Origin of the sequence: Comamonas sp. B21-038 (assembly GCF_022387135.1) — a bacterium.
Lineage (GTDB): Bacteria > Pseudomonadota > Gammaproteobacteria > Burkholderiales > Burkholderiaceae_C > Comamonas > Comamonas sediminis.
Genome location: NZ_CP092462.1, coordinates 760,603 through 785,973, shown reverse-complemented (window position 1 = coordinate 785,973; position 25,371 = coordinate 760,603). Strand labels below are relative to the sequence as shown.

Here is a 25,371-nt window from a genome sequence, read left to right as displayed (position 1 = left end):
TCCTCGCGTATGGGATCAGCGCAGACGCGCACCCAGGCTTTGTGTGAGTTGTTCCACCACGGCCTGCACGGCCGCTTCGATCTCGGTGTCTTCCAGCGCGCGCTCGTCATGGCCCAGGCTCAGACGCACGGCCAGGCTCTTCTCGTCCTGGGCCAGGCTGCCGGCGGCGGCCTCTTCACCGGCCTTGAGCTTCTTGGGCCGGAACACGTCGAACAGCACGGCACTGCGCAGGATAGCACCTGCGCTGGCAGCCATGATGGCCTGCATGACCTGGGCGTGGGTAACGGCTTCCTTGACCACGACGGCGATGTCGCGCTCGACCACCTGGTGCTTGGCCACTGGCGCGAACACCGGTACCTGGCGTGCCAGCACGGCATCGAGGGCCAGCTCGAACATCACCGGCGCCTGGGCCAGATCCCATTGCTGGCGCCACTGGGGGTGCAGCTCGCCGACAAAGCCGATGGCCTTGCCGTCCAGCAGCACGCGGGCGCAACGGCCGGGGTGCAGCGCGGGGTGCTCGGCCGCTTCAAACACCGGCTTGAGCGGCGCGAGCAGCGCCTCGACATCGCCCTTGACGTCGTAGAAATCGACCTTGGTCTCGTCGCGGCCCCATTGCAGCTGCTCGGCTGCGCCGTAGGCCAGGCCGGCCACGCGCATGGGCTGGTGGAAGCCCTTGACGGTGGTGTCGGACTCGGCGACCGAGTCGTCCTTGAAGAACACGCGGCCCAGCTCGAACACGCGCACGCGCTGTGCCTTGCGGTCCACATTGAACTTGAGCACCTGCAGCAGCGAGCCCAGCAACGAAGAGCGCATCACGCTCAGGTGGCTGGCGATGGGGTTGAGCAGCTTGATGGCATCTTGGTTGCCGGCCAGCTCTTGCTCCCACTTCTCTTCGACAAAGCTGAAGTTGATGGTCTCCTGGTAGCCCAGGCCGGCCAGCACATGGCGCACGGCGTAAGGGCTGCGGGAGTTTTCGGCACGCAGCTTGGGCGAGATCGGCGCCAGCGGCTTGCTGGTGGGCAGGTTTTCGTAGCCAATCATCCGCGCGATTTCCTCAACCAGGTCTTCTTCCAGGTTGATGTCGAAGCGGAAGGTAGGCGCGGTCACACTGATCACACCTTCTTGCACCACGGTGGCAGGCAGGCCCAGGCCGTTGAGCGCATCCAGGCATTGCTGCTGGGTCACCGGCATGCCGATGACCTTGGCAGCACGTGCCACGCGCAGCTGCACCGTCTTGGGCGCAGGCATGTTGGGCTGCTGGTCGTCCATGGCAGCCACCTGCGTCTCAGACGTGCCGCAGATCTCCAGCACCAGCTGGGTGATGCGCTCGATATGCTCGGTGGTGAACTGGGGGTCCACACCGCGCTCGAAGCGGTGGCCCGCGTCGGTCGAGAAGTTGAAGTGGCGCGAGCGGCCGGCCACCGCCTTGGGGAACCAGAAGGCCGCTTCGATGTAGATGTTCCTGGTGTCATCGGACACGGCCGTGGCGTCGCCACCCATGATGCCGGCCAGCGACTCCAGGCCGTGCGCGTCCGCGATCACGCCGACCTTGAGGAAGTCGTCGATCGTGATGGTGTTGCCGTTGAGCAGCTTGAGCGTCTCGCCCTGCTTGCCCCAGCGCACGCTCAGGCCGCCGCTGATCTTGTCCAGATCGAAGATGTGGCTGGGACGGCCCAGCTCGAACATCACGTAGTTGGAGATGTCGACCAGGGGGCTGACAGCGCGCTGGCCGCAGCGGGCCAGGCGGTCCACCATCCACTGCGGGGTCTTGACCTGGGTGTTGACGTTGCGCACGATGCGGCCGGAGAAACGGCCGCACAGGTCGGTCGCCTCGATCTTGACGGGCAGCTTGTCTTGCGAAGCCACCGCAGCGGCCGGGAAGGACAGCGCCTGGAGCGGCGTGCCGGTCAGTGCCGACAGCTCGCGCGCCACGCCGTAGACCGACAGGCAGTGCGCCAGATTGGGCGTGAGCTTGAGGGTGAACAAGGTGTCGTCGAGGTTCAGGTACTCGCGCACGTCCTGGCCCAGCGGCGCATCGGCGGGCAGCTCCAGCAGACCGCCGTGGTCATCGGCAATGCCCAGCTCCTTGGCCGAGCACAGCATGCCAAAGCTTTGCACGCCGCGCAGCTTGCCGATCTTGATCTTGAAAGGCTTGCCGTCTGCGCCGGGTGGCAGCTCGGCGCCCACGGTGGCGCAGGGGATGCGGATGCCGACGCGCGCATTGGGCGCGCCGCAAACGATGTTCAGCAGCTCAGGGCCGCCCACATCGACCTGGCAGACACGCAGGCGGTCGGCATCAGGGTGCTGCACGGCTTCTTTGATCTCACCGACAACGATGCCGGTGAACGGAGGCGCGACAGGGTCGAGCTCTTCGACCTCGAGACCCGCCATGGTCAAGGTATCGGCCAGCTCTTGGGTGGTCAGCGACGGGTTGCAGTATTGGCGCAACCAGGATTCAGGAAATTGCATAGTCGGACTCTTTGGCGTTCAGGCCTGCAGTGCCATGTCGGGCATCGGCAGGCAGGGCGTTCTTGCGTTTCAATGGGGAGCGGGTGGCAGCACCTGCTGCCCGGGCGCTGGGGATGGCATCGCCCATCTGCAGCACCGCACGCTCCGTTTTCATGACTGGAACTGCGACAGGAAACGGATGTCGCCGTCAAAGAACAGGCGCAGGTCATTGACGCCATAACGCAGCATGGTCAGGCGGTCAGGGCCCATGCCAAAGGCAAAGCCAATGTATTTCTCGGGGTCCAGGCCCATGTTGCGCACCACGTTGGGGTGCACCTGGCCAGCGCCCGAGACTTCCAGCCAGCGGCCGGCCAGCGGCCCGCTCTGGAACTGGATGTCGATCTCGGCCGAGGGCTCGGTGAACGGGAAGAAGCTGGGGCGGAAGCGCAGCACCAGGTCATCCTGCTCGAAGAAGGTCTTGCAGAAGTCGGTGAACACGACCTTGAGGTCCTTGAAGCTCACGTTCTCGCCAATCCACAGGCCTTCGCACTGGTGGAACATCGGCGAGTGGGTGGCGTCCGAATCCACGCGGTAGGTGCGGCCCGGGGCGATCACGCGAATCTCGGGCATGGTCTGGCCCGCGTCGATCAGGTTGCGGTAGCGCTTGACGTGCTGCACGGCATGGCGCACCTGCATCGGGCTGGTGTGCGTGCGCAGCAGATTGGGCGCGTGCTGCGTGCCGCCTTCCACATAGAAGGTGTCGTGCATGGAGCGCGCGGGATGGTCTTCCGGCGTGTTGAGCGCGGTGAAGTTGAACCAGTCGGATTCGATCTCGGGGCCTTCGGCCACATCGAAGCCCATGGAGCCGAAGATGCCTTCGATGCGCTCCATCGTGATGGACACCGGGTGCAGACCACCGCTGCCACGGCGGCGGCCGGGGAGGGTTACATCCAGCACTTCGGCCTTGAGGTGGGCTTGCAGCTCGGCATCGGCCAGCGCCTTGCGGCGCGCCGTCAAGGCCGCCTCAATCGCCTGCTTGGCCACATTGATGGCGGCGCCGCGCGATTTTTTCTCTTCGACGGAAAGCTGTGCCATGCCCTTCATGAGCTCGGTCATCTTGCCCGACTTGCCCAGAAACTGCGCCTTGGCGTTTTCCAGATCAGCGGGGGTATGGGCCTGCGCAAACAACTGTTGCGCGCTTTCGACCAGAGAATCCAACTCGTTCATATCGACTCTTATCGACTTTGGTGCCGGGCCGCAAAAGACAGCCTGGCGATAAAAAAACAAGGGCTAGCGCCTTTTCAAGCCCTAGCCCTTGCTGTGTGTGCACCAGCAGCTACCAAATCAACAGTAACTACCGATCGTGACCTTAGGCAGCCAGCTTGGCCTTGACTTGGTCGACGATAGCTGCAAAAGCAGCCTTGTCGTGCACGGCGATATCGGCCAGCATCTTGCGGTCGATTTCAATGGCGGCCTTCTTCAGGCCGTTGGCGAACTGGCTGTAGGTCAGGCCCAGTTCACGGGAAGCGGCATTGATACGGGCGATCCACAGTTGGCGGAACACGCGCTTCTTGGTACGACGGTCACGGTAGGCGTACTGGCCTGCCTTCATTACCGCTTGCTTGGCAACGCGGAAAACGTTACCACGGCGACCGCGGAAACCCTTAGCAAGGGCCAGAACTTTTTTGTGACGGGCGCGTGCCGTTACACCACGTTTGACGCGAGGCATGTGTTTTCTCCTAGTTCGTCAGTGAATTACAGGCCCATGCCGGGCAACATTTGTGCCATGTGACCCATGTTGGTCTCATGCACAGCGGTTGCACCACGCAGATGGCGCTTGTTCTTGGTGGTCTTCTTGGTCAAGATGTGACGCTTGAAGGCTTGACCGCGCTTGACGGTGCCACCTGGACGAACGCGAAAACGCTTCTTCGCGCTGCTTTTGGTCTTCATTTTGGGCATGTGAATGCTCCTTATGTTTGTGCTCGTGAGGCGTTCCATCGCCATGACGGAACTTGTTTTGGCCCCGAGCCACTTCTGTGACAGACCTAGATTACATCTACTCTATCAATGCGCAGAGTGTTGACTGCACCCCTCCGAGGCACCAGGGTCAAGACCCCGGACTCCGGCAGGCGCCGCCGCTGCTCTGCTAAAAACCGAAAGCGGCCTAAGCCGCTTGTCGGTAATCCGGTATTCTAACCGCTTCTTTAAGCTGTGGCTACTGGGGAGGAATTTCCCTCCACCGGCTTGCCAGCGGCAGCGCCACCGGGCTTCTTGCGCGCCGGGGCGATCATCATGATCATCTGGCGGCCTTCCAGCTTGGGGAACTGCTCGACCTGGATCAGGTCGGCCAGCTCGTCGCGGATGCGGTTGAGCAGGTCCATGCCCAGGTTCTGGTGGGTGATTTCACGACCACGGAAGCGCAGGGTCACCTTGACCTTGTCGCCGTCAGCCAGGAAGCGGCGGATATTGCGCATCTTGACGTTGTAGTCGCCATCATCAGTACCGGGACGGAACTTGATTTCCTTGATTTCGATGACGGTTTGCTTGGCCTTGGCCTCGGCCGCCTTCTTCTGCTCCAGATACTTGAACTTGCCGTAGTCCATCAGGCGGCACACTGGAGGCGTGGCCGTGGCGACGATCTCGACCAGGTCAACATCCAGCTCTCCGGCCATGCGCAGCGCTTCCATCAGCGGCACGATGCCCAGGGGTTCATTATCAGGACCGGACAGACGCACTTCAGGTGCCTGAATCTCACGGTTCAGACGGTGTTTGCGCTCTTCGCGGTGGCGGCGATCACGGAATTCAGTAGCTATGGCTTTCACCCTAAAAATTTAAAAGCTACGACAGCGTAGCTGCTATTAACGCAGTCCACGCTGTCCAAAGCCTTTCAGTGCCTGGGTAGGCTTGTTACGCTTTAGCGGCGATGTCCTGGGCAATCAGTTCTACGAATGCATCTACGGACATCACACCGAGGTCTTTACCGCCCCGGGCGCGCACTGCTACGGCTCCGGCTGCCTTTTCCTTGTCGCCGGCGACAAGAATATAGGGCAGCTTTTGCAACGAATGCTCCCGTATTTTATACGTAATCTTCTCATTGCGCAGATCGGTAACCACACGCAGCCCTTGGAACGGCAAGGCCTTACGCAGTTTGTCGGCCACTTCCTGCACGTAGGCGCCTTGTGCGTCGGTGATGTTGAGCACCGCCACTTGCGTGGGCGCCAGCCAGGCGGGCAGCGCGCCGGCGTGCTGCTCGATCAGGATGCCGATGAAGCGCTCGAGCGAGCCCACGATCGCACGGTGCAGCATGATGGGGCGGTGGCGCTCGCCGTCTTCGCCGACGAACTCGGCATCGAGACGCTCGGGCAGGTTCGGGTCGACCTGGATGGTGCCGCACTGCCATTCACGGCCCAGTGCGTCCTTCAGGGTGTACTCGATCTTGGGGCCGTAGAACGCGCCCTCGCCCGGCAGGTATTCGAACTCGCAACCCGAGGCGCGCAGGCCTTCGGCCAGTGCCGCTTCGGCCGCATCCCAGCTCTCGTCGGTGCCGATGCGCTTTTCAGGGCGCGTCGACAGGCGGTAGAGGATGTTGGTGAAGCCAAAGTCTGCATAGACCTTTTGCAGCAGCGCCGTGAACGCGGTCACCTCGGCCTGGATTTGCTCGGGCAGGCAGAAGATGTGGCCGTCATCCTGCGTAAAGGCACGCACGCGCATGATGCCGTGCAGCGAGCCGGTGGGCTCGTTGCGGTGGCAGGCGCCAAACTCACCAAAGCGCAGCGGCAGATCGCGGTAGCTCTTGATGCCTTGCTTGTAGATGAGGATGTGGCCGGGGCAGTTCATCGGCTTGAGCGCGTATTCGCGCTTTTCCGACTCGGTCGTGAACATGTTCTCGCGGTACTTGTCCCAGTGGCCGGTCTTCTCCCACAAGGTCTTGTCCAGAATCTGCGGGCCCTTCACCTCCTGGTAGCCGTTGTCGCGGTAGACCTTGCGCATGTACTGCTCGACCTCTTGCCAGATCGACCAGCCCTTGGGGTGCCAGAACACGGTGCCGGGCGAGTGCTCGTCGATGTGGAACAGGTCGAGCTCGCGGCCCAGCTTGCGGTGGTCGCGCTTTTCGGCCTCTTCCAGCATCGTCAGGTACTGCTGCAGATCGTCCTTGCTGGCCCAGGCCGTGCCGTAGATGCGTTGCAGCATCTCGTTGTTGTGGTCGCCACGCCAGTAGGCGCCTGCCACCTTCATCAGCTTGAAGTGCTTGAGCTTGCCGGTGCTGGGCACGTGGGGGCCACGGCACAGGTCTTCAAACGCGCCTTCGCGGTACAGGCTCACATCTTCATTGCTGGGAATGGAGGCGATGATCTCGGCCTTGTAGTTCTCACCCAGGCCCTTGAAGTAGGCCACGGCTTCGTCGCGCGGCAGCACGCGGCGCACCACGGGCTCGTCCTTGTTGGCCAGCTCGGCCATGCGCTTTTCGATCGCCACCAGGTCTTCGGGCGTGAAAGGGCGCTTGTAGGCGAAGTCGTAGTAGAAGCCGTTGTCGATCACCGGGCCGATGGTGACCTGGGCTTCCGGGAACAGCTCCTTGACGGCATAGGCCAGCAAGTGGGCGGTGGAGTGGCGGATCACTTCCAGGCCGTCAGCGTCCTTGGCCGTCACGATGGACAGCGGCATGTCGCGGTCGATGACAAAGCTGGTGTCCACCACCTTGGCGTTGTCGCCCAGACCCACCTTGCCAGCCAGCGCAGCCTTGGCCAGGCCGGCGCCAATCGATGCAGCGACATCGGCCACCGACACGGGGCCCGGATAGTCGCGCTTGGAGCCATCGGGAAGCGTAATTTGAACCATGAGAAATCCTAAATAATCGTGCTGTACAGAGCCGCGCCGCCCAGAAAAGCAAAAAGCGCGGAGCTTGTCCGCGCTTTGGTGTGAGGAGACGAAATCGTCGTACAGGCGCGAACCACCGGCCTTAATGGCCAGTCAAACCCCAAGTGGTTGTAGTTCGCGGTGTCATAACCGATGTTGCCTTTCTCGCTCTTACCAGTGGATGAAATCTAAAACGACTGTCATTTTCCCACATTCTGATGCAATCTGCTGGTCTTCCCGCAATCCAGCCGCCACCGCGCTTGCCATAATCAAAACGATAGCAGACCTTGACGATTAGATATGCCCTATCGCTACGCCCGATCTGTTGGAATGTCCGCCTGCCTGGCTGCGCTATTGCTGCAAGGGGGCTGCACCAGCACCCCCGCCACCCGTGGCAAAGTCCCTGAACGCGACATGCAGGCCCAGGAATGGGGCCAGTCCGATGTGAACCGCATGGCCACGTTGAGCATGCGCGCCAACCTGCAAAGCCTGTATGTGCTGATGGACAAGCTCTACCGCCGCAATCCTCAGGAGTGGCGCAAGGGCGGTTTCGACAACCGGGAAGCAGCGATGAAGGCCGTGCGCGAAGCGATAGAAAACCAGCAACCCTGGCCGGATTTGTTGGATCAACGCGACATTGCCGGCATGAGCATGGCGCTGGCACCCGAATTCGCGGGCGACCGGGTCGCCGCCTTCACCTGGGCCACGGCCGACATGCTGATCACCGCCTATGGCGGCCGCACCACCTTTTATTTGATCCATGGGCTCGATGCCCAGGCGGTGTACAACGCCTCGCGCAATCTGGAGATTGCCAACTGGATGCTCACCCACCGCAAGCTGGGCAATGGCCAGGCGATGCTGCTGAGCAACGAGCTCAATGCCAACGAACGCAACCTGAGCTTCGAGCGCGAGTTTGGCAAGATGATTGCCCGCAATGACCTGATGGCCGATGTCGTCTCCGAGAAATACCGGCGCGCGGTGATTGGCTATGTGCAGGGGCTGGCCGGCGGCAGCCTGCTGCAGTTCCTGCCGGTGCAGGCGGTGGCGCATTAAGGACCCTCTTCGCGTCGCTGCGCCCCACCCTGCTCGCCCAAAACAGCCGATTCAGCGCGCAGGCAGCGGCAAATGCAGGCTGCGTTTGAGGGTGGCCAGCGCAATCGAGGTGTTGAAGCGCTGGATATTCTGGTCGCCACCGAACAGCCGCTGGGTGATGGCCTGGTACTCCTGCATGTCGCGGGCCGTCACCACCAACAGGTAATCGGTCTGCCCGGTGACCATGTAGCACTGCTGCACAGCAGGCTCGGCCGCCACGCGGGCGCGAAAGCCCTGGGTCAACGCATCGAGCTCATTGACCAGCTGCACCTCGATAAAGATGGTCAGCGGCCGGCCCACGGCCTCCGGACTGAGCTGCGCCGTGTTGGTGGCGATGACCCCGCTGTCCTGCAGGCGGCGAATGCGGCGCTGCACAGCCGCCGGCGACAGGTTCACCAGCTCGGCCACCTCACGCTGGGGCCGCAGGTTGTCGCGCTGCAGGATGCCCAAGATAGCCAGGTCGAAAGCATCGAGTTCAGTGTTCATCGCAAAAGCCTGGAGGAGAAGCGCACAGCAAGAGCGAAACTTGCATTTGGCATCGAATTTTCGAGCAATTTACTTCGCTCAGCTGCAATATTATCTCGGCCATGCAAGATTCTCTCTGGCAGCGCCTGCTGCCCTCGTTGGCGGTATTGGGCTCGGTCAGTGCGCTGTGCCTGGGTACCAGCTTTGCCAAACACCTGTTCCCGGTCGTCGGCGCCCAGGGCACTACCGCCTTGCGCGTGGGCTTTTCCGCGTTGCTGCTGCTGCTCATCTGGCGCCCCTGGCGCTTTGGGCCCACCAAGGCCAACCTGGGGCAGATTGCCATCTTTGGCGTGGTGCTGGGTCTCATGAACCTGCTGTTCTACATGGCCATCAAGCGCCTGCCTTTTGGCGTGACAGTGGCCATCGAGTTTGTCGGCCCGTTGTCGGTGGCGGTCTGGACCTCGCGCCGCGTGCTGGACCTGGTCTGGCTGGGGCTGGCGGCGCTGGGCTTGTTTTTGCTGCTGGTGCTGCCGATGTTTGGCGTGCAGACCGCCGCGCTCGACCCGGTGGGCCTGTGCTATGCGGTCATGGCCTCCGCCTGCTGGGCCGGCTACATCGTGCTGGGCAAACGCGCCGGCCATATGCATGGCGGCATGGTGGTGTCGCTGGCGCTGCTGACCGCCGCCATCGTAGTGGTGCCGTTTGGCATTGCCGAGGCGGGCGCCAAGCTGCTGCAGCCCTCCATCCTGCTCTATGGGCTGGCGGTGGCCGCTGTCTCCAGCGCCATTCCCTATACCTTGGAGATGTTCGCGCTCAAACGCCTCAGCTCGGGCGCCTTCTCCACGATGCTCGCCACCGAGCCGGCCATTGCAGCGATTGCCGGCATGCTGGTGCTGGGCGAGCTGCTGACCGCCACCCAGTGGTCGGCCATCGGCCTGATCATGGTGGCAGCAATGGGCAGCGCGCTGACGGCCAAGCCCTCTGCACCGCCGCAGGCAGCAGCGCCCAAACCTGAGGGCCAGGCTGTCGCCTGATTGCAGCAGCCACCCGCCATGCAAAGAGCGCTTGCCGCATAGACGGCAAGCGCTCTTTTTTTAATGCGCAGCAGAAGGCTTAGTTCTCTCCCGCCCACTCCACCTTGGCGCCCAGGCTCTGCAGGTTCTCCACAAAGCGGGGGTGGGCGCGCTTGATGGGCGCGGCATTGCGGATCTCGGAGCGGCCCTCGATGCTGGCAGCCACCATGAACAACGCAATGGCCACGCGGATGATGTAGGGGCTCTCCACCACCGCAGGGCTCAGCGGGTTGCCGCCGAGGGTGACGATGCGGTGCGGATCGGACGAGAACACATGGGCGCCAAACTTGGACAGCTCGCCCGTCCAGCCCAGCGCGCCGTCATAGACCTTGTTCCAGAACATCGCATTGCCCTCGGCGCGCACGCCCAACGCGATGAAGATCGGCAGCAGATCCACCGGGAAGTAAGGCCAGGGCGCCGCCTCGACCTTGGTCAGCACATTGCGGGTAAACGGCGTCTCGACCTTGAGCGGGCCCTTGCGGATGGCGCGTGACCAGCCGTCCTTGTGCTCGATCTGCACGCCAAACTTGGCAAAGGTGCGGTCGATCAGCGGGAAGTTGTCGGGCGTGCGGTTGCGCACCTGTACATCGCCACCCGTGATGGCACCCAGCGCCAGAAAGGTGGTGATCTCGTGGAAGTCTTCCTCGAAATGGAATTCACCGCCGCCCAGCTGCTCGACGCCATGCACCGTCAGGCGCGAGGTGCCGATGCCCTCGATCTTGGCGCCCAGCATCACCATGAAGCGGCAGAACTCCTGCACATGCGGCTCGCAGGCGGCATTGGTCAGCACCGAGCTGCCCTTGCCGGTAGCGGCACACAGCACAAAGTTCTCGGTCGTGGTGACCGAGGCATAGTCCAGCCAGTGCTGGGTGGCCTGCAGCGGGCCATCGCAGCGCACGATCAGCGAACCCTCGCCATGCTCCACCCGGCCGCCAAAGCGGCGGAACACCTCGATATGCGGATCGATCTCGCGCACGCCCAGGGTGCAGCCCTTGACGTTGTCCTCCAGCCGCGCCACGCCAAAGCGGGCCAGCAGTGGCGGCACCAGCATGATAGACGAGCGCATTTCTTCGGGCAGGTGGTGCTTGCAGGCATCAAAGTGCGTATCCCGGTGGTGCAGCTTGAGCACGCCGCTGGCGTAGTCCATCTGCACGCTGGAGCCCAGCTTGCCGAAAATGTCCAGGATCTTGCGCACATCGGTGATGTCCGGAACCCCATGGAGCACGAGCGGCTGCGCCGTCAACAATGTGGCGCACAGCACAGGCAGAACGGCATTCTTGTTGGACGAGGGAATGATGCGGCCCTGCAAAGGGGTGCCGCCGTGCACGATGAGTTTGGACATGGATGGGGGGAGGTCGCGAATTCTGGAGTGGCCCGTGGCAGTGTGCGCCATCGGGGCCGACCCTGCATGTTACAGCGTCAAAAACAACAAAAGGCACTCGGGTGGAGTGCCTTTTGTAAATACCCGTCAACAAATGCTGCGGGATGGTGTTATGCGCTGCCCGGGCAGCTTCTTAGCCCATCAGAACGCAGGAACCACCGCGCCCTTGTACTTGTCCAGAATGAATTTCTTCACATCGTCGCCATGCAGCGCACGGGTCAGCTTGGCAATGGCCTCGTCATTGGCGCGGTCGGCACGGGCGGCAATGATGTTGGTGTAGGGCGAGTCGGCACCTTCGATGAACAGCGCATCCTTGGTGGGGTTGAGCTTGGCTTCGATCGCGTAGTTGGTGTTGATCAGCGCCAGATCGACATCACCCAGCGCACGCGGCAGCAAAGGCGCTTCGAGTTCCTTGAACTTAAGCTTCTTGGGGTTCTTGGCGATATCCAGTGGGGTGGAGGTCAGCTTGGACGCGTCCTTGAGCTCGAGCAGACCGTTCTTTTGCAGCAGCAGCAACGCACGGCCACCGTTGGAAGGGTCATTGGGGATGGCCACGGTGGCGCCGTCCTTCAAGTCCTTGATGTTCTTGATCTTGCTGGAGTAGGCGCCAAAGGGCTCCACATGCACCTTGCCATTGGGCACTTGCACCAGCGAGCTCTTGCGGTCCTTGTTGTAGCTGTCCAGGTAAGGCTGGTGCTGGAAGAAGTTCGCATCGAGCTGCTTGTCTTCCACGGCCGCATTGGGCTGGATGTAGTCGCTGAACTCGCGCACTTGCAGATCCACCCCTTCAGCCTTCAGCTTGGGCTTGATGAAATTGAGAATCTCGGCATGTGGCACCGGCGAGGCCGCCACTTTCAGCACTACATCCGCCGCATGGGCAGACACGGCCAGGGCCGCAACAGCAAGAACGGAAAGCGTTTTTTTGAACATGGTGTTTTGACAAATGAGAAAGACCAGCCCCGGCAACTACTTGGATTTCTCTTGATGGGACTGAACCAAGATGGTGCAAGTCTAGCCTTATTTGGCATATCACCCAAAGAAAATAAAGAGATTTGGTTATAAAGAATTTGATCTTTATGCCAGCCCGCTACAGCCTGCGCCCGCACCGGCGGGCTATGCTTGGGCCATGTCTACCCCGTTCGACCCCGATCAGCTGCTGCGGCTGCTCACCACCACCATGCCTTTTGGCAAGTACCAGGGCCGCGCCATCGCCGACCTGCCCGGCAACTACCTCAACTGGTTTGCCCGTGAAGGCTTTCCCAAAGGCGATCTGGGCCGGCTGCTGGCACTGATGCACGAGATCGACCACAACGGCCTGGGCGAGTTGCTGCGCCCGCTGCGCGCCAGCCTGCAAGCGAGTGGGCAGGCGGCTGTCCAGCCACCGCGACAATAAAAAAAACCCGCAGGCTGCAAGCAGCTGCGGGTGGGTTCAGGTTGTTGAGACGCTGATTACTTGACGGCGGAGCGGGCTGCGTCAGCCTTGGCCTTGGCTTCATCGGCCTGCTTTTGCAGCGCGGCGGCTTCGGCTTCTGCCTTCTTGGCTTCCGCTTCCTTGGCGGCGGCTTCTTCCTTGCCCTTGTCACCGCCCATCGCGCCAGCCATCGCACTGCCGGCCATCGTGCCAGCGACGGCGCCCACGGCGGCTGCGCCCATGGTGCCCATCATGCCGGAGCCGCCGGCGGCCGGTGCCGCGGCAGCCGGTGCTGCTGCGGCAGGGGCTGCGCCCGCTGCTGGAGCGGCGGCAGGTGCAGCAGCGGCTGGCGTCGCAGGCTTGGCTGCAGGCGCGGGAGCTGCCTTTTGGGTCGCTGCTGGACGCTTGACACCGCCACCCAGGCGCTTGGCATGGGCCAGGCCTGGCAGAACCAGACCGGCAATGGTCACAGCAAGAACGGATGCAGAGGTGCGAAAAGAGGGGTTCACTACGGTATTTCCAAATAAAAGGCCGGGGCTACAGGCCGATTGCCTGCTTGCCTACCCTTGGTACATGAGGGGAAACGCTGCAAATTCAAGTGCTTGGCAGCACGGCTTGCAGCGGTATGGCTCGGCTTTGGTTATTCGTTATGCGTAGCGCGCAGCTACAAATATTGTAGAGCAGCGCTGGCATGCACCGGGTGTACAAGACCTTGGGCACCGTCAGCCATCGCGGGCATCAGGCAGCGCCTATGTTCTCCAGCCCGCTGTACACCCACCAGGCCAGGGCCAGCATCATCACGCCGGTAAAGCCATCCATCACGCGCCAGGCCTGGGGCTTGGCAAACAGGGTTTGCAGGCGCCGGCCGGCGCTGGCCAGCATCACAAACCAGGCCAGGCTGGCACAGGCAGCACCCAGCACAAAGATCCATTTCAGGCTGCCATCCTGGCGCGCACCGATCGAGCCCACCAGCACGACGGTATCCAGGTACACATGGGGGTTGAACAAGGTGATGACGACCAGCGCCCCCAGCACGCGCCACAGGCCGCGCCGGGCGGCGGTGGCGGGCGCAGCCCCGTCATCAGCATCGGCAGCGGGCACTGCGCCAGCGGGCATTGCAGCCCGCCACAGCGCCATCAGCCCATAGCCCAGCAGGAACAATGCGCCGCCCAAAGTCAGGTAGTAGGCCAGGGTGGGCGAATCTCCCAGCACCTGGGCCATGCCGGCCACGCCGATGCCGATCAGCAGTGCATCGCTGAACACACACCAGGCGACGCAGGCGCGCACATGCTCGCCGCTCACGGCCTGGCGCAGTACATACAGGTTCTGCGCGCCGATCGAGACGATCAAGGAAAGGCAGACGGTAAAACCGGCCAGCCAGGTAGAAGTCATGCTTGTTGTCCACATGGCAGCTATTGTGCGGCGCACCAATAAATAAGTAAAATTAAACAATCTTAGTCAAATGAAGTAAAACTAAATGCTGGACTACCTGGGACTGGCCGCGCTGGCGGCCGTGGTGCGCGAAGGCAGCTTTGAACGCGCCGCCAAGAAACTCCATGTCACCCCGTCGGCGGTGTCGCAGCGCATCAAGCAGCTGGAAGAGCGCACCGGCCAGGTGCTGGTGCAGCGTGGCAACCCCTGCACCGGCACCGAGGCCGGCCAGCGCCTGTGCCTGCATCTGGAGCAGGTGGCCTTGCTCGAAAACGCCCTGCGCCGCAGCAACCCCGACCTGCTGCCCGATGCACCGGTGGCGCCGACGATCAAGCTGGCGGTCAATGCCGATTCGCTCTCCACCTGGTTCATGGAGGCGATGGCCGAGTTCACCGCCTCGGGCAATGAGCTGCTGGACCTGCGCGTCGACGACCAGGACCACACCGCCCAGGCGCTGCGCGAAGGGGCGGTGCTGGGCGCCGTGACCGGCACCAGCGGCCAGATCCCCGGCTGCAACAGCTGGCCGCTGGGCACGATGCGCTATGTGGCCGCAGCCAGCCCCGGCTTCATGGCGCGCTACTTCGCAGAGGGCGTGAACACGCAGACCCTGGCCCAGGCGCCCATCATGACCTTTGACCGCAAGGACCGGCTGCAGGACCAGTGGCTGCAAGCCCAGGGCATGGCCCCCCGGGGCAGCGGTCCCCGGCATTTTCTGCCGTCCAACCAGGGCTATGTGCGGGCCTGCGAGATCGGCATGGGCTGGGGCATGCACCCCACGGTGCTGATTGCCGACCAACTGGCACGTGGCAGCCTGGTGCCGCTGGTGCCCGATACACCGCTGGACCTGCCACTGTACTGGGCGCTGCCGCGCAGCGCGCAGGCCAGCCTGGCCCGGCTGACCGACTGCGTCATGCGCGCGGCCAGCCGCGTGTTGACGCCAGCCGCTTGAGCGTTTCTGCCCTAGTGTTGTCCGCAAAGCGGGGACCGGTGCGCCTATGATGCGAGCAGCTGCAGCGCCAGATAAGCAACTGGTGCGCTGCTGCAGAGGGAGGTATCCATGGTTTTCATCAGAAAGAGCACAGCATGATTGAGGTGCAGGATCTCATCGTCGACTACCCCGGCCACCGCGCGCTGCATGGCGTCAGCCTGCAGATCGAGGCCGGCACCGTCACCGCCCTGGTGGGCCCCAATGGCGCCGGCAAATCCACCTTGCTGCGCTGCATTACCGGGCTGGAAGCACCGCTGAGCGGCAGCACCCGGGTGGCGGGCATCGATGTGCAGCAAGAGCCCCGCCGCGCCCACCAGTACATGGGCTACCTGTCGGATTTCTTCGGACTCTACGAGACCCTGAGCGTGGCCCAGTGCCTGCAATACGCCGCAGAAAGCCAGGGCCTGAGCCGCAAGGACGCCACCGCGCGCGTGCATGCGGTGGCCGAGCAGCTCGCGCTCAGCAGCAAGCTCGGCCATGCCACGCGCAACCTCTCGCGCGGCCAGCGCCAGCGGGTCGCCATTGGCCAGGCTATCATCCACCAGCCCCAGGTGCTGCTGCTCGACGAGCCCGCCAGCGGGTTGGACCCGGAGGCGCGCAGCAGCCTCTCGACCTTGTTCCGCCAGCTGCAGGCCCAGGGCATGACGCTGGTCGTCTCCAGCCACATCCTGAGTGAGCTCGATGAGTACTGCAGCCATATCCTGTCGATCCGCGAAGGCCGCATCACCAGCCACGGGCCGTTGAATGCCGCCAGTGGCCCGGGCGGCAACGGCGCGCTGCCGTCCGAGCTGGTGATGCAGGTCGAGCTGGCCGTCCCCCTGCCCCAGCCGGATGGGGCGCTGGCCGGCTACCGCCTGGTCGACATGCGTGCCGGCCGGGACGCCGGCGCTGCCCACCTGCTGTGGATTGCGCTGCCCGCGCAAGACCGTGCTGCCCGCGTGCAGTTGCTGCAGCAGCTGGTGGCCCATGGCGCGCAGGTGCTGGGCTACCAGGAGGCGCGCACCAGCCTGCAGGAGCGCTACCAGCAAAGTCTGGAAGCACCCGTCGATCCCCAAGCGCTGTTTGCCAAGGAGTGGCCATGAATCCGGAATTTCGCCGCCAGCTCAGCCTGGAGCTGAGCCCTGCGCGTTTGGTGCTGATGCCCGCCATCTTGCTGATGCTGGCCATCTGCGTGTTTGTCATCGAGGGCAAGCAGCCGCTGCTGTACCTGCACAAGGGCGCCCTCAGCCTGGTGGGCCTGCTGGCCGCCTGCGTGGGCACCTTCACGGCGCTGTCCAGCATCAATGACGAGCTGAACGAGCGCACCTGGGACCAGCAACGCATGAGCGCCATGGGCCCCTGGCGCATGGCCTGGGGCAAGCTGCTGGGTGGCCCCAGCTATGCCTGGTATGGGGCTTTGCTGTGTACGGCTGCGGCACTGCTGTGCGGCTTCTGGCTCGGCGAGCTGGCAGATACGGTGCTGGTGCTCGTACTCACCATTCTGGGCGCCTGCGCCTTGCACTGCGCGATGATGGCCAGCCGCCTCTACAGCATGGACCCCAACAAACCCGCTACCAGCCGCAATGTCTGGGTGCTGGTGGTGCTGGTGTTCCTGCTGCTGCAACTGGTCAGCAGCGTGGTCGTGGGACTTGACAGCCTGCTGGGCGGCAGCGGCGGCGGCGCTTGGTGGGGCCTGCCGCTGAACGCGGCCAGTCTGCTGCTGGTCTTTGCCATAGCGGGCCTGCTGCTGGGCCTGCTGGCACTGTGGCGGGCGATGTCGATGCAGCTGTCGGTACCCACCACACCCTGGGCCTGGGCACTGGGCAATGCGGCTGGCTGTTTGCTGCTGGTGGGCCTGGTGCCCACCGGCACCGGCCGGGCGCTGACCGCGATGATGCTGTTCGCCCTGGTGACCTACTATGCCGCTGCGCTGGAAAGCCAGGTCGCGCAGCGCTGGCGCGCCCTGCTCTACAGCGCGCGGCACGGCCAGTGGCGGCGCTTTTGGCAGAACATGCCGCTGTGGCCCATCAGCTGGTGCATGGCCTTTGCGGTGCTGCTGCCGGCCTATTTGCTGTGGAATGCCGACCCGCTGTCCAACCGCTCGCAGCTGGGCCCCCTGGCCTTCATGGTGCTGCTGCATGTGCTGCGCGACTGCGGCATCTACCTGGTGTTCTCGCTGCGCAAGAGCAGCCGCTCACCGCTGGGCATGACCTTGCTGGTGGTCTTTGTCCTCAGCGCCCTGTTGCCGGCCATGTTCTGGTCGCTGGGCCTGGCGCCGCTGTTCGAGCCCCTGTTTGGCGCGTTTGACCCGCGCCTGTCGTCCAACTTTGCGCATGCACCGGCCCTGGGCTGGCTGGCCTGGGTGGGCATGCTGCTGCAGCTGGCGGTGCTTGCCGTCGTGCTGGTCTGGCGCTTCCAGGCCATCACCCCCCAGGCGGGCGGCAAAGACCTGTTTGCGCGCTAGCCAAACACCCAGGCGCCGACCCAGGGTGCAGCCAGCACATTGAGAGCGCCGGCAATCATCATCACCAGTGAGGCGGCCACACCTTGCTGGGGGCCGGCCATCTGCGCCTTGGCAACCCCCGAGCCGTGGGCCGATCCGCCCAGCATGGCCCCCGCTGCGACCCGGCTGCGCAGCCGGGGCAAGAGGCGCAGCACCAGGCCACCGATCAGCATGCCGGTCACTCCGGTGAGCAGCACAAACAAGGCAGCCAGGTCCAGCGGGCCGCCGATGGCACGCTCGGCCTCCACCGCAAAGGGCGTGGTCACGGAGCGCATTGCTAGCCCTTTTTGCAGCAGCGGCGACAGGCCCAGCCAGCGCGCCAGCCACACCGACGTCAGGATGGATACCGTGCTGGCCACCAACACGCCGGCCAAAATGGACATCCAGTGCTTGCGCACCATCTGGCGGTAGTCATACAACGGCAGCGCGAAGGCGACGGTCGTCGGCCCCAGCAGCCATACCAGCCAATGGGTATGGGTGCGATAGTCGTCGTAGCCAATGCCCAGCAGCAGCAGTGCGGCCACCAGCACCAGGGGCGTGCCGATGATGGGCATCAGCACCGTATGCGGATGGCGCTGGTACAGCCGCTTGTTGAGGTAATAGCACAGCAGGGTCAGCAGCAGTGACAGCAGCGCTGCGCTGCCATGGCTCAGCGGCCACAGCGGCAACGACGAGGGCAGGGTTGCAGGCGCAGCAGTCATCGCACCCCTCCGGCAGCGGCCTTGGCGCCACGCTCCTGGCGGCGCTTGCGCTGGGCCAGGCGCAGCTCCAGCCGGTAGACCGCATCGACCACCAGCGCGGTGGCCACCATCACACAGGCAGTGCTCAGCACAATCACGAGCACGATGCGCAGCCCCTGGCTGCGTACCAGGTCGCCATAGTTGATGATCACCAGCATCGCGGGGATGAAGAACAGCAGCATGTCCGACAGCAGCCAGCGCGTGCCCTGTGCCAGCCAGCGGCCGGGCACGGCGCGGCTGAACAGCCCCAGCGCCAGTGCGGCAAAGCCAATCAGGCCCGCCGGAATACGCCAGCCCATATGGCTGCGCAGTGCCTCGGCCACCAGCCAGATGGCGCAGAGCACTGCCACCTGCCACAGCGTGCGTGCCGCCTGGCGGGCCTGCCTGGGCAGCCCCTTGTCTGTGGATCTGCCCTCGCCCGCCACCCATTTATCGCTTGTCATGCCATCCTTGTGCTGGCTCGTGGGCCAGCGGCAGTGGCGGCGGTGCGGCCCCTTGCCTCACCATGCTGCACTGCACAAAACGGATTGTAGAAACGGCATAATCATTCGTAAAATGACTTATTTTTATAAATTCCATTCCATCTAGGAATTCACCATGGACCTGCGAGCGCTGCGCTACTTTGTCGAGGTGGTCCACCGCAACAGCTTCACCCGTGCGGCAGAGGCGCTGTATGTCACCCAGCCCACCATCAGCAAGATGGTGAAGGGTCTGGAAGACGAGCTCGGCGGCCCCTTGCTGCTGCGCGAAGGCCGCAAGCTGCAGCTGACCGATGCCGGGCGCGTGGTGTTTGAGCGGGGCCAGGCGCTGCTGCAAGAGGCCAGCCGCCTGCGCCAGGAAGTGGCCGAGGTGGACGGCATCGCGCGCGGCACGCTCAGCGTGGGCGTGTCCCCGACCACGGGCCACTACATGGCGCCCATCTTTGCGCAGTACCGCAAACGCTACCCCGGCGTCCAGTTGCAGTTGCATGAGCGCGGCGCCCGGGCGCTGGAACAGGCGGTGGCAGAGGGCGAGATCGATGTAGCCATGGGCCTGCTGCGTGCCGGCAGCCCCCTGGCCAGCCTGCGCATACAAACCCACCATACCGTGGCCGTTTTTGCCCATGCGCGCGCGCCCCAGGGGCAAAGCCAGGTGCGCTGGCGGGAGCTGGCTGCCCTGCCCTTTGTGATGTACGAGAGTGATTTTGCGCTGTACGAAGGCGTGCAAAGCTGCTGCGCGCAAGCGGGCTTTGTGCCGCAGATCGCGCTGCAAAGCCGTTACTGGGACTTGATTGGCGACCTGGTCGCCGCCGATGCAGGCATTGCCATCATGTTCGACCATGTGGCCAGCCGCTTTGACCCGGCCCAGGTGCGCTGCCTGCCCGTGGCTGAGCCCACGCTGAGCCATGATTTCGGCCTCACCTGGCGGCCCCAGCACCTATCCAAGGCCGCCAGCGCCTGGCTGGCGCTATGCCAGGCGCGCTATCCGCAGACCCCGGCATAGACCCAAGGCCTCAGACCTGGGGCATGAAGGCATCCTGGCGGCCGGGCTCGGCAACCACTTTGCGGGGTGCCGCACTGGGCGCGGTGGCCGCGGCTTGGGCCGCTGCCATACAGGGAATCGTGGCCGGCTGGCGCAGCGGGTGGAAGTTCAGCAGCTGCGTGGCCATCATGGTCTCGACCATGAAGCAGCACAGCGCCGAGACAAAGCTGACCACGCCCAGCCCGAAGCTGAACATCGCCGCCAGCGACCAGCTGTTGGCGTCGATCTCGGTCTTGGTGGTCTGGCCGACGAAGAGCAAGATGATGGTCAGCGCAATCAGCGCGCCGCACAGGGTCAGCAGCCCGATGCAGAGGTTGGCCAGGCGTCCGCGCCGGCGCAGAAAGCTGAGCTCCAGCAAGGACCGCTGCACATAGTCCTCGTCCTTGGAGGCCATCATGCGGTCTTCCAGCACACGGCCCCGGTCGATGATGCGCGCCAGCCGGCCGGCGACGGCACCGATCATGCCCGCCACGCCGGTGAGAAAGAAAACGGGAGCCACAGCCAGCTGGATGCTGTGGGTGATGTTGCTGACGTCGATGGACATGGTGTTGGAGCAGAGAGGTTGGACAGACTGCGCTGCAGCACACGCCTAGGGACCCTCTGCAAAACTCCCTGCCGTGGTGTGAACGCGGTCTCGGGCGATCCGCTGCGTTGTCTTCCTTGTCAATAGCTACGGCTATTGACTGCAAAAGACGCCTTGCGGCTCATCCCGATCCGCGTCCATCCCGCTTGGCGAGGGTTTTGCAGAGCATCCCTAGTGCAGGCTGCGACGCCTGCGATGAACACTGCAAAATTCAAGCCAACATTCTCGCACCAAATAGGTGCAAACCCTAATACCTTTTTTGCCCTGTTTCCGGGCTGATTTGAAGCAAATTGTGTGCTTCCTGAGGCAGAGGCCTGCGTTCAGTAGTGGGGCGGCAGCTCGTCGCGTGCACCTGGCGCAACAGCTCCGGTCTCGGGCATGCGCTGCTGCAGGTCCTTGACCAGGTGCAGCAAGCGGTCGATCTGCTGCTGTTGCTTGTAGATCGTCAGGTTGAGCTCTTCGAGCAGGTCGTCGGCATAGGCCGCCTTGATCTCCAGGGCTTCAAGGCGCTGCTGCAGGGGTTCGGGCATTGTCGTCATGGCGTCTCCTGGCATCGGATGGGGAGGGAGGGGAAAGAATAACGCCGGCATATGACAGCGCATATGCCGGCGTGGAGAGCGGGAAGGCGGGCTTACAGCGCCTTGGCCAGGCGGGCAATGCCCTCTTCGATGCGGGCGATATCAGCGGTGGCAAAGGACAGCCGCAGGGTCGAGGCATCGGGGTTCTGGGCAAAGAATGGCGTGCCCGGCACAAAGGCCACCCCCTGCTCGATGGCGCGCTTGGCCAGCGCATTGCCATCCTTCTCCTGGCCCCGGGCGCCCGTCAGCTGCACCCAGATGAACATGCCGCCCTGGGGCTGCACAAAGCGCACCGCATCGCCCAGCTGGCTGCGCAGGCCGTCGCCCATGGCCTTGCTGCGCGCCGCGTAGGTGGTGCGCACGCGGTCCAGGGTGGCGGGCATGCGGCCGGCCTTCAGGTACTGGGCGGCAGTGGCCTGGCTGAAGGTGCTGGTATGGGCATCGCTGAACTGCTTGCACATGACGCACTTGCCCAGCAGCTCGGCCGGCGCAATCAGCCAGCCCAGGCGCAGGCCGGGGCTGAGCACCTTGCTCATGCTGCCGCAGTGGGCCAGGTAGTCACGGCTGCCGGGTACGCTGTCCGACAGCGCCAGCAGGCTGGGCGGTGGCGGTGCGTCAAAGTACAGGTCGCCATAGGGATCGTCCTCGACGACCAGGGTCTGGTGGCGCACAGCCATCTCGAGAATCTGGCGGCGGCGCTCCAGGCTCAGCAGCACACCGCTGGGGTTGCCAAAGGTCGGGATCAGGTAGACCAGCTTGGGCTGGTGTTCGGCTATCAGCTGCTCCAGCGCTTCGGGGATGACACCGTTCTCATCGGTGGGGGCGCTGATGACTTCGGCGCCGTAGAGGCGGAAGCACTGGATGGTGGCCAGAAAGGTCGGGCCCTCGACGATCACCTTGTCACCGGGCGAGATCATCGTCTTGCCCAGCAGGTCGAGCGCCTGCTGGCTGCCGGTGGTGACGATCAGCTGATCGGGCGTCAGCGACTGCACGCCCTTGGCCGCCATCAGGCCCACGATCTGCTCGCGGAAGGGCTGGTAGCCCTCCGTCGCGCCGTACTGCAGCGCAGCGCCCGGCTCCTCTTTCAACGCCGCATTGGCCGCTGCCTGCACACCGTCCACGTCGAACATGGCTGCATCCGGAAAGCCCCCGGCAAAACTGATGATGCCGGGCTTGCCCAGCAGCTTGAACAGTTCACGGATGGCGGACGTCTCGACATTGTCGAGGCGGGAGGCAAAGCGCAGTGTCATGGAATGTTCTCTCAAGTCAAAAAGCGCAGCCCGGTCGATCGCCGGGCCGCACTGGCATTTTGCTACTTTTTACCGGCCCCATGCGTCGCTCTGGCATCCCTGAGCCCGCCATTGCCCCCCGCTATCGACTATGCTTGCGCCCTAAAGGACTGGGTCACCATGCGCATCGCCGCTTTCTTCATTGTTTTGGTCAAATTGCTGGCCTCGTTGCTCATGCTGCTGGGCGTGGTCTGGGCCTGTGGCGCGCTGTGGTTTCAGCTCGCGCAATCGGTCAAGTCGGGCTCGGCCCGGGGGCTGCTGCTGGGGGTCTGGGTGGGGGTGGGTCTGTACTGCATCTACCTGCTGTGGCAGCAGCGCATGCCCAAGGGCCTGCTGATCTATGGGCTGCTGTTTGCCGCGATCCTCGCCTGGTGGGCCAGCATCCAGCCCTCCAACACGCGCAAATGGGCGCCGGATGTGGCCCAGCAGCTGTCAGGCACCGTCCAGGGTGATCTGGTGCAGCTGCACAATGTGCGCAATTTTGACTGGCTGACCGACAGCAAGGCCACCGTGCGCTGGGAAGACCGGGACTACGACCTGCGCCAGCTTGTGTCGGTGGACATGAGTACCTCCTACTGGATGGGGCCGGCCATTGCCCACACCTTGGTGTCCTTCGGCTTTGACGACGGCAAGAGCCCGCGCCGCTATGTGACCTTCTCGGTAGAGATCCGCAAGGAACAGGGCGAGCAGTTCTCGGCCGTGGGCGGCTTCTTCAAGCAGTTCGAGCAAAGCCTGGTCGCTGCCGATGAGCGCGACATCCTGCGCGTACGCAGCAATATGCGGGGAGAAGAAGTCTACCTGTACAGCGTGGCCATGCCGCGCGCTGCGATGCGCTCACTGTTCATCGCCTATGTGGACAAGGCCAATGCGCTGGTCGAGACGCCGCAGTTCTACCACACGCTGTTTGCCAACTGCACCACCATTGTGTTCGACATGGTGCGCCGCATTGTGCCGGGCCTGCCGATGGACTGGCGCCTGCTGGCCAGCGGCTACCTGCCCCAGTATGTGGACAGCCTGGGCGCCCTCGCCCGCCCGAACGACTTTGAGGCCATCCATGCGGCAGCGCACATCAATGCCCGCGCCAAGGCGGTGCGGCCGGGCGAGGATTTCTCGGCCGCCATCCGCCAGGGTGTGCCGCAGGCGCCGCTGCTACCTTGATGCAGGGACCCAGGCTCAGGCCTTGCCAGATAATGGCAGCCGAGCCTGCACCACCACACGATGAAAACCGCTGATATCCAACCCTTCTTCGCCACCTTGAAGGCGGCCAACCCTTCGCCCCAGACCGAGCTGGAATACACCTCGGTGTTCGAGTTGCTCGCCGCCGTGCTGCTGTCTGCCCAGGCGACCGATGTGGGGGTCAACAAGGCCACCCGCAAACTGTTCCCGGTCGCCAACACGCCCCAGGCCATTCTGGCGCTGGGGCTGGAAGGCCTGGAGGGCTATATCAAGACCATCGGCCTGTACCGCAGCAAGGCCAAGCACCTGATGGAGACCTGCCGCATCCTGGTGGAACGCCATGGCGGCCAGGTGCCCGACACGCGCGAGGCGCTGGAAGCGCTGCCCGGCGTGGGCCGCAAGACCGCCAATGTGGTGCTGAACGTGGCCTTTGGCCAGCCGACGATGGCGGTGGACACCCATATCTTCCGCGTCAGCAACCGCACCGGCCTGGCACCCGGTAAAAATCCGCTCGAAGTGGAAAAGCAACTGATGCAGCGCGTACCCGGCGACTATGCCGTCGATTCGCACCACTGGCTGATTTTGCTGGGCCGCTATGTCTGCCAAGCGCGCAAGCCGCGCTGCTGGGAATGCCTGGTCAGCAGCTACTGCGATTTCTCGCCCAAGACACCGCCACCCCAAGGCGCGCTGCGCTGATCGCGGCGGCAAGGCATCACGTGCTGCTCTGGGTGCTGACCCCCGCCGAGGCAAAGCTGGCCATGTCACGCAGCATCGCGCAGGCCGATTCCAGCAGCGGCCAGGCCAGCGCCGCACCGGAGCCCTCGCCCAGGCGCAGCTGCCAGTCGAGCAGCGGCTGGGCCTGCAAGGCCGCCAGCAAGTGGCTGTGGCCCGGCTCGCCCGAGCGGTGGGCATAGACGCAGCGCTCCAGCACCGCGGGCTGCAGGCGGGAGGCCACCAGCACTGCGGCACTGGTGATGAAGCCGTCGACCACAATCACACGCCGCTCCAGCGCGGCCTGCAACACGGCCCCTACCATCGTCGCCACTTCCAGCCCGCCCATCGCAGCCAGCACGGCCAGCGGCTCCTGCACACCGGCATGGCGCGCCAGCACCCGGCGCAGCACCGCGGCCTTGCGGGCCACGCCCTCGCCGCTCAAGCCCGTGCCTGCGCCGGTGACGGTTGCCACATCCAGATTGCAGAGCCGCGCCAGCAGCAGCGATGCGCTGGAGGTGTTGCCAATGCCCATCTCGCCCAGCAGCAAGGCATTGCCAGGCAAGGCCTGCAGCAGCGCGCGGCCATTGGCAATGGATGCCTCGCACTGCGCCATGCTCATCGCAGGGCCGAGGCTGCTGTCCTGGGTGCCGGGGGCGATCTTGCGCAGCCACAGGCGCGGCGCGCCTGCGGGCAGCGCATCGCTCTGCGGTGCAAAATCACGGGCCACGCCGCAATCGACCACATTCAGCGCCACGCCATGCTGGCGCGAGAGCACGCTTACTGCCGCGCCACCGGCGAGAAAATTGCCCACCATCTGCCAGGTCACATCGGCCGGGAAGGCTGACACGCCCTGCGCTACCAGGCCATGGTCAGCCGCAAACACGACCATCTGGGGATCGGCCAGGCGGGGCTGGCTGCTGCCCAGGATGCAGGCGATGCGCAAAGCCAGCGCTTCGAGCAGGCCCAGCGAGCCCAATGGCTTGGTCTTGTTGTCCAGCAGCTGCTGCACCTGCTGGCGGAAGGCGGCATCGTCGATCGATGCGATACAGGGAATAAGCGGAGAGAACGAGGATTCGGACATGGTCAGGGTACGGAGCGGGAGCACGGCGATACGCCAAGCCGCCAGTATCGCGCTGCCTGCC

Annotated in this window: 27 protein-coding genes; 9 read left to right on the top strand and 18 right to left on the bottom strand. The window is 64.1% G+C overall.

Translation table 11 applies throughout. The features are described from left to right. Positions 1-15: 15 nt before the first annotated feature. The 7 genes from pheT to thrS all read right to left on the bottom strand — a co-directional run bounded on the left by pheT (position 16) and on the right by thrS (position 7,287). Positions 16-2,469 carry a phenylalanine--tRNA ligase subunit beta gene (gene pheT, locus MJ205_RS03610; RefSeq protein ID WP_239811225.1) on the bottom strand — a complete coding sequence of 818 codons (2,454 nt, stop codon included), beginning with the start codon at positions 2,467-2,469 and terminating at the stop codon, positions 16-18. After that, a complete protein-coding gene (locus tag MJ205_RS03605) occupies positions 2,456-2,623 on the bottom strand; it encodes a hypothetical protein (RefSeq protein ID WP_230771775.1) in 168 nt (55 codons plus the stop codon). Before MJ205_RS03605 ends, pheT begins: the two co-directional genes overlap by 14 nt. Beyond that, entirely contained in the window at positions 2,620-3,675 is a 1,056-nt protein-coding gene (gene pheS, locus MJ205_RS03600) for a phenylalanine--tRNA ligase subunit alpha (RefSeq protein WP_239811224.1), read from the bottom strand. The genes MJ205_RS03605 and pheS overlap by 4 nt, the downstream gene beginning before the upstream one ends. 142 nt (positions 3,676-3,817) lie before the next feature. Beyond that, complete coding sequence (rplT, locus tag MJ205_RS03595; RefSeq protein WP_021025157.1) at positions 3,818-4,177, bottom strand: 50S ribosomal protein L20; 360 nt, start codon at positions 4,175-4,177, stop codon at positions 3,818-3,820. A gap of 26 nt (positions 4,178-4,203) precedes the next feature. Next, positions 4,204-4,407, bottom strand: coding sequence for a 50S ribosomal protein L35 (gene rpmI, locus MJ205_RS03590; protein ID WP_021025158.1), 204 nt, complete (start codon positions 4,405-4,407; stop codon positions 4,204-4,206). Positions 4,408-4,652: 245 nt separating this feature from the next. Continuing rightward, a complete protein-coding gene (gene infC, locus MJ205_RS03585; protein ID WP_239811223.1) occupies positions 4,653-5,270 on the bottom strand; it encodes a translation initiation factor IF-3 in 618 nt (205 codons plus the stop codon). 85 nt (positions 5,271-5,355) lie between these two features. Further along, entirely contained in the window at positions 5,356-7,287 is a 1,932-nt protein-coding gene (thrS, locus tag MJ205_RS03580) for a threonine--tRNA ligase (RefSeq protein WP_239811222.1), read from the bottom strand. 348 nt (positions 7,288-7,635) lie between these two features. On the opposite strand from thrS, the gene MJ205_RS03575 reads away from it, so the two are divergent. After that, entirely contained in the window at positions 7,636-8,358 is a 723-nt protein-coding gene (locus MJ205_RS03575; RefSeq protein ID WP_239811221.1) for a hypothetical protein, read from the top strand. 51 nt (positions 8,359-8,409) lie between these two features. Here the strand turns inward: MJ205_RS03575 and MJ205_RS03570 are convergent, their stop codons facing one another. Next, positions 8,410-8,883 carry an Lrp/AsnC family transcriptional regulator gene (locus MJ205_RS03570; RefSeq protein WP_239811220.1) on the bottom strand — a complete coding sequence of 158 codons (474 nt, stop codon included), beginning with the start codon at positions 8,881-8,883 and terminating at the stop codon, positions 8,410-8,412. 101 nt (positions 8,884-8,984) lie between these two features. Between MJ205_RS03570 and MJ205_RS03565 the strand changes: the two genes are divergently transcribed. Further along, positions 8,985-9,896, top strand: a complete 912-nt coding sequence (locus MJ205_RS03565) for an EamA family transporter (protein ID WP_239811219.1) — start codon at positions 8,985-8,987, stop codon at positions 9,894-9,896. A 79-nt stretch (positions 9,897-9,975) separates the two neighbouring features. Here the strand turns inward: MJ205_RS03565 and MJ205_RS03560 are convergent, their stop codons facing one another. Both MJ205_RS03560 and MJ205_RS03555 read right to left on the bottom strand, forming a co-directional pair. Further along, the gene (locus MJ205_RS03560) at positions 9,976-11,277 is read right to left on the bottom strand and encodes a UDP-N-acetylglucosamine 1-carboxyvinyltransferase (RefSeq protein ID WP_133854716.1); all 1,302 of its coding nucleotides are present in this window, start codon (positions 11,275-11,277) and stop codon (positions 9,976-9,978) included. Positions 11,278-11,457: 180 nt separating this feature from the next. Beyond that, positions 11,458-12,246: a MetQ/NlpA family ABC transporter substrate-binding protein gene (locus MJ205_RS03555; protein ID WP_239811218.1), complete on the bottom strand. Its 789-nt coding sequence runs from the start codon at positions 12,244-12,246 to the stop codon at positions 11,458-11,460. Positions 12,247-12,442: 196 nt separating this feature from the next. On the opposite strand from MJ205_RS03555, the gene MJ205_RS03550 reads away from it, so the two are divergent. Then, the gene (locus tag MJ205_RS03550) at positions 12,443-12,709 is read left to right on the top strand and encodes a DUF3820 family protein (protein ID WP_239811217.1); all 267 of its coding nucleotides are present in this window, start codon (positions 12,443-12,445) and stop codon (positions 12,707-12,709) included. Between the two features lie 56 nt (positions 12,710-12,765). Here MJ205_RS03550 and MJ205_RS03545 read toward each other — a convergent pair whose 3' ends face one another. Both MJ205_RS03545 and MJ205_RS03540 read right to left on the bottom strand, forming a co-directional pair. Continuing rightward, positions 12,766-13,236, bottom strand: a complete 471-nt coding sequence (locus tag MJ205_RS03545) for an ABC transporter substrate-binding protein (protein ID WP_239811216.1) — start codon at positions 13,234-13,236, stop codon at positions 12,766-12,768. Between the two features lie 229 nt (positions 13,237-13,465). Continuing rightward, positions 13,466-14,134 (bottom strand): LysE/ArgO family amino acid transporter, encoded by a 669-nt coding sequence (locus tag MJ205_RS03540; RefSeq protein ID WP_239811215.1) that lies wholly within the window; start codon positions 14,132-14,134, stop codon positions 13,466-13,468. A 70-nt stretch (positions 14,135-14,204) separates the two neighbouring features. On the opposite strand from MJ205_RS03540, the gene MJ205_RS03535 reads away from it, so the two are divergent. The 3 genes from MJ205_RS03535 to MJ205_RS03525 all read left to right on the top strand — a co-directional run bounded on the left by MJ205_RS03535 (position 14,205) and on the right by MJ205_RS03525 (position 17,589). After that, positions 14,205-15,107: an HTH-type transcriptional regulator ArgP gene (locus MJ205_RS03535; protein WP_239811214.1), complete on the top strand. Its 903-nt coding sequence runs from the start codon at positions 14,205-14,207 to the stop codon at positions 15,105-15,107. A gap of 134 nt (positions 15,108-15,241) precedes the next feature. Further along, positions 15,242-16,228 (top strand): ABC transporter ATP-binding protein, encoded by a 987-nt coding sequence (locus tag MJ205_RS03530; RefSeq protein WP_239811213.1) that lies wholly within the window; start codon positions 15,242-15,244, stop codon positions 16,226-16,228. Then, entirely contained in the window at positions 16,225-17,589 is a 1,365-nt protein-coding gene (locus tag MJ205_RS03525; RefSeq protein WP_239811212.1) for a hypothetical protein, read from the top strand. The genes MJ205_RS03530 and MJ205_RS03525 overlap by 4 nt, the downstream gene beginning before the upstream one ends. Here MJ205_RS03525 and MJ205_RS03520 read toward each other — a convergent pair. Both MJ205_RS03520 and MJ205_RS03515 read right to left on the bottom strand, forming a co-directional pair. After that, positions 17,586-18,329 carry an LrgB family protein gene (locus tag MJ205_RS03520; RefSeq protein WP_239811211.1) on the bottom strand — a complete coding sequence of 248 codons (744 nt, stop codon included), beginning with the start codon at positions 18,327-18,329 and terminating at the stop codon, positions 17,586-17,588. The genes MJ205_RS03525 and MJ205_RS03520 overlap by 4 nt on opposite strands. Beyond that, positions 18,326-18,811, bottom strand: coding sequence for a CidA/LrgA family protein (locus tag MJ205_RS03515; RefSeq protein ID WP_239811210.1), 486 nt, complete (start codon positions 18,809-18,811; stop codon positions 18,326-18,328). Before MJ205_RS03515 ends, MJ205_RS03520 begins: the two co-directional genes overlap by 4 nt. Before the next feature lie 154 nt (positions 18,812-18,965). On the opposite strand from MJ205_RS03515, the gene MJ205_RS03510 reads away from it, so the two are divergent. Next, positions 18,966-19,850, top strand: a complete 885-nt coding sequence (locus tag MJ205_RS03510) for a LysR family transcriptional regulator (protein ID WP_239811209.1) — start codon at positions 18,966-18,968, stop codon at positions 19,848-19,850. Positions 19,851-19,860: 10 nt separating this feature from the next. On the opposite strand, the gene MJ205_RS03505 is transcribed toward MJ205_RS03510, so the two are convergent. The 3 genes from MJ205_RS03505 to MJ205_RS03495 all read right to left on the bottom strand — a co-directional run bounded on the left by MJ205_RS03505 (position 19,861) and on the right by MJ205_RS03495 (position 22,300). After that, positions 19,861-20,433 carry a DUF2721 domain-containing protein gene (locus MJ205_RS03505; protein WP_239811208.1) on the bottom strand — a complete coding sequence of 191 codons (573 nt, stop codon included), beginning with the start codon at positions 20,431-20,433 and terminating at the stop codon, positions 19,861-19,863. A gap of 359 nt (positions 20,434-20,792) precedes the next feature. Next, positions 20,793-21,011: a SlyX family protein gene (locus tag MJ205_RS03500; protein ID WP_239811207.1), complete on the bottom strand. Its 219-nt coding sequence runs from the start codon at positions 21,009-21,011 to the stop codon at positions 20,793-20,795. Between the two features lie 92 nt (positions 21,012-21,103). Next, positions 21,104-22,300, bottom strand: coding sequence for an aminotransferase-like domain-containing protein (locus MJ205_RS03495; RefSeq protein ID WP_239811206.1), 1,197 nt, complete (start codon positions 22,298-22,300; stop codon positions 21,104-21,106). 159 nt (positions 22,301-22,459) lie between these two features. Here MJ205_RS03495 and MJ205_RS03490 point away from each other — a divergent pair, with 159 nt between their 5' ends. Together MJ205_RS03490 and nth are read left to right on the top strand one after the other, a co-directional pair. Next, positions 22,460-23,497, top strand: coding sequence for an Lnb N-terminal periplasmic domain-containing protein (locus tag MJ205_RS03490; protein WP_239811205.1), 1,038 nt, complete (start codon positions 22,460-22,462; stop codon positions 23,495-23,497). 60 nt (positions 23,498-23,557) lie between these two features. Then, positions 23,558-24,211, top strand: a complete 654-nt coding sequence (gene nth, locus MJ205_RS03485) for an endonuclease III (protein WP_239811204.1) — start codon at positions 23,558-23,560, stop codon at positions 24,209-24,211. A gap of 16 nt (positions 24,212-24,227) precedes the next feature. On the opposite strand, the gene cobT is transcribed toward nth, so the two are convergent. Then, positions 24,228-25,310: a nicotinate-nucleotide--dimethylbenzimidazole phosphoribosyltransferase gene (gene cobT / locus MJ205_RS03480; protein WP_239811203.1), complete on the bottom strand. Its 1,083-nt coding sequence runs from the start codon at positions 25,308-25,310 to the stop codon at positions 24,228-24,230. Positions 25,311-25,371 lie beyond the last annotated feature (61 nt).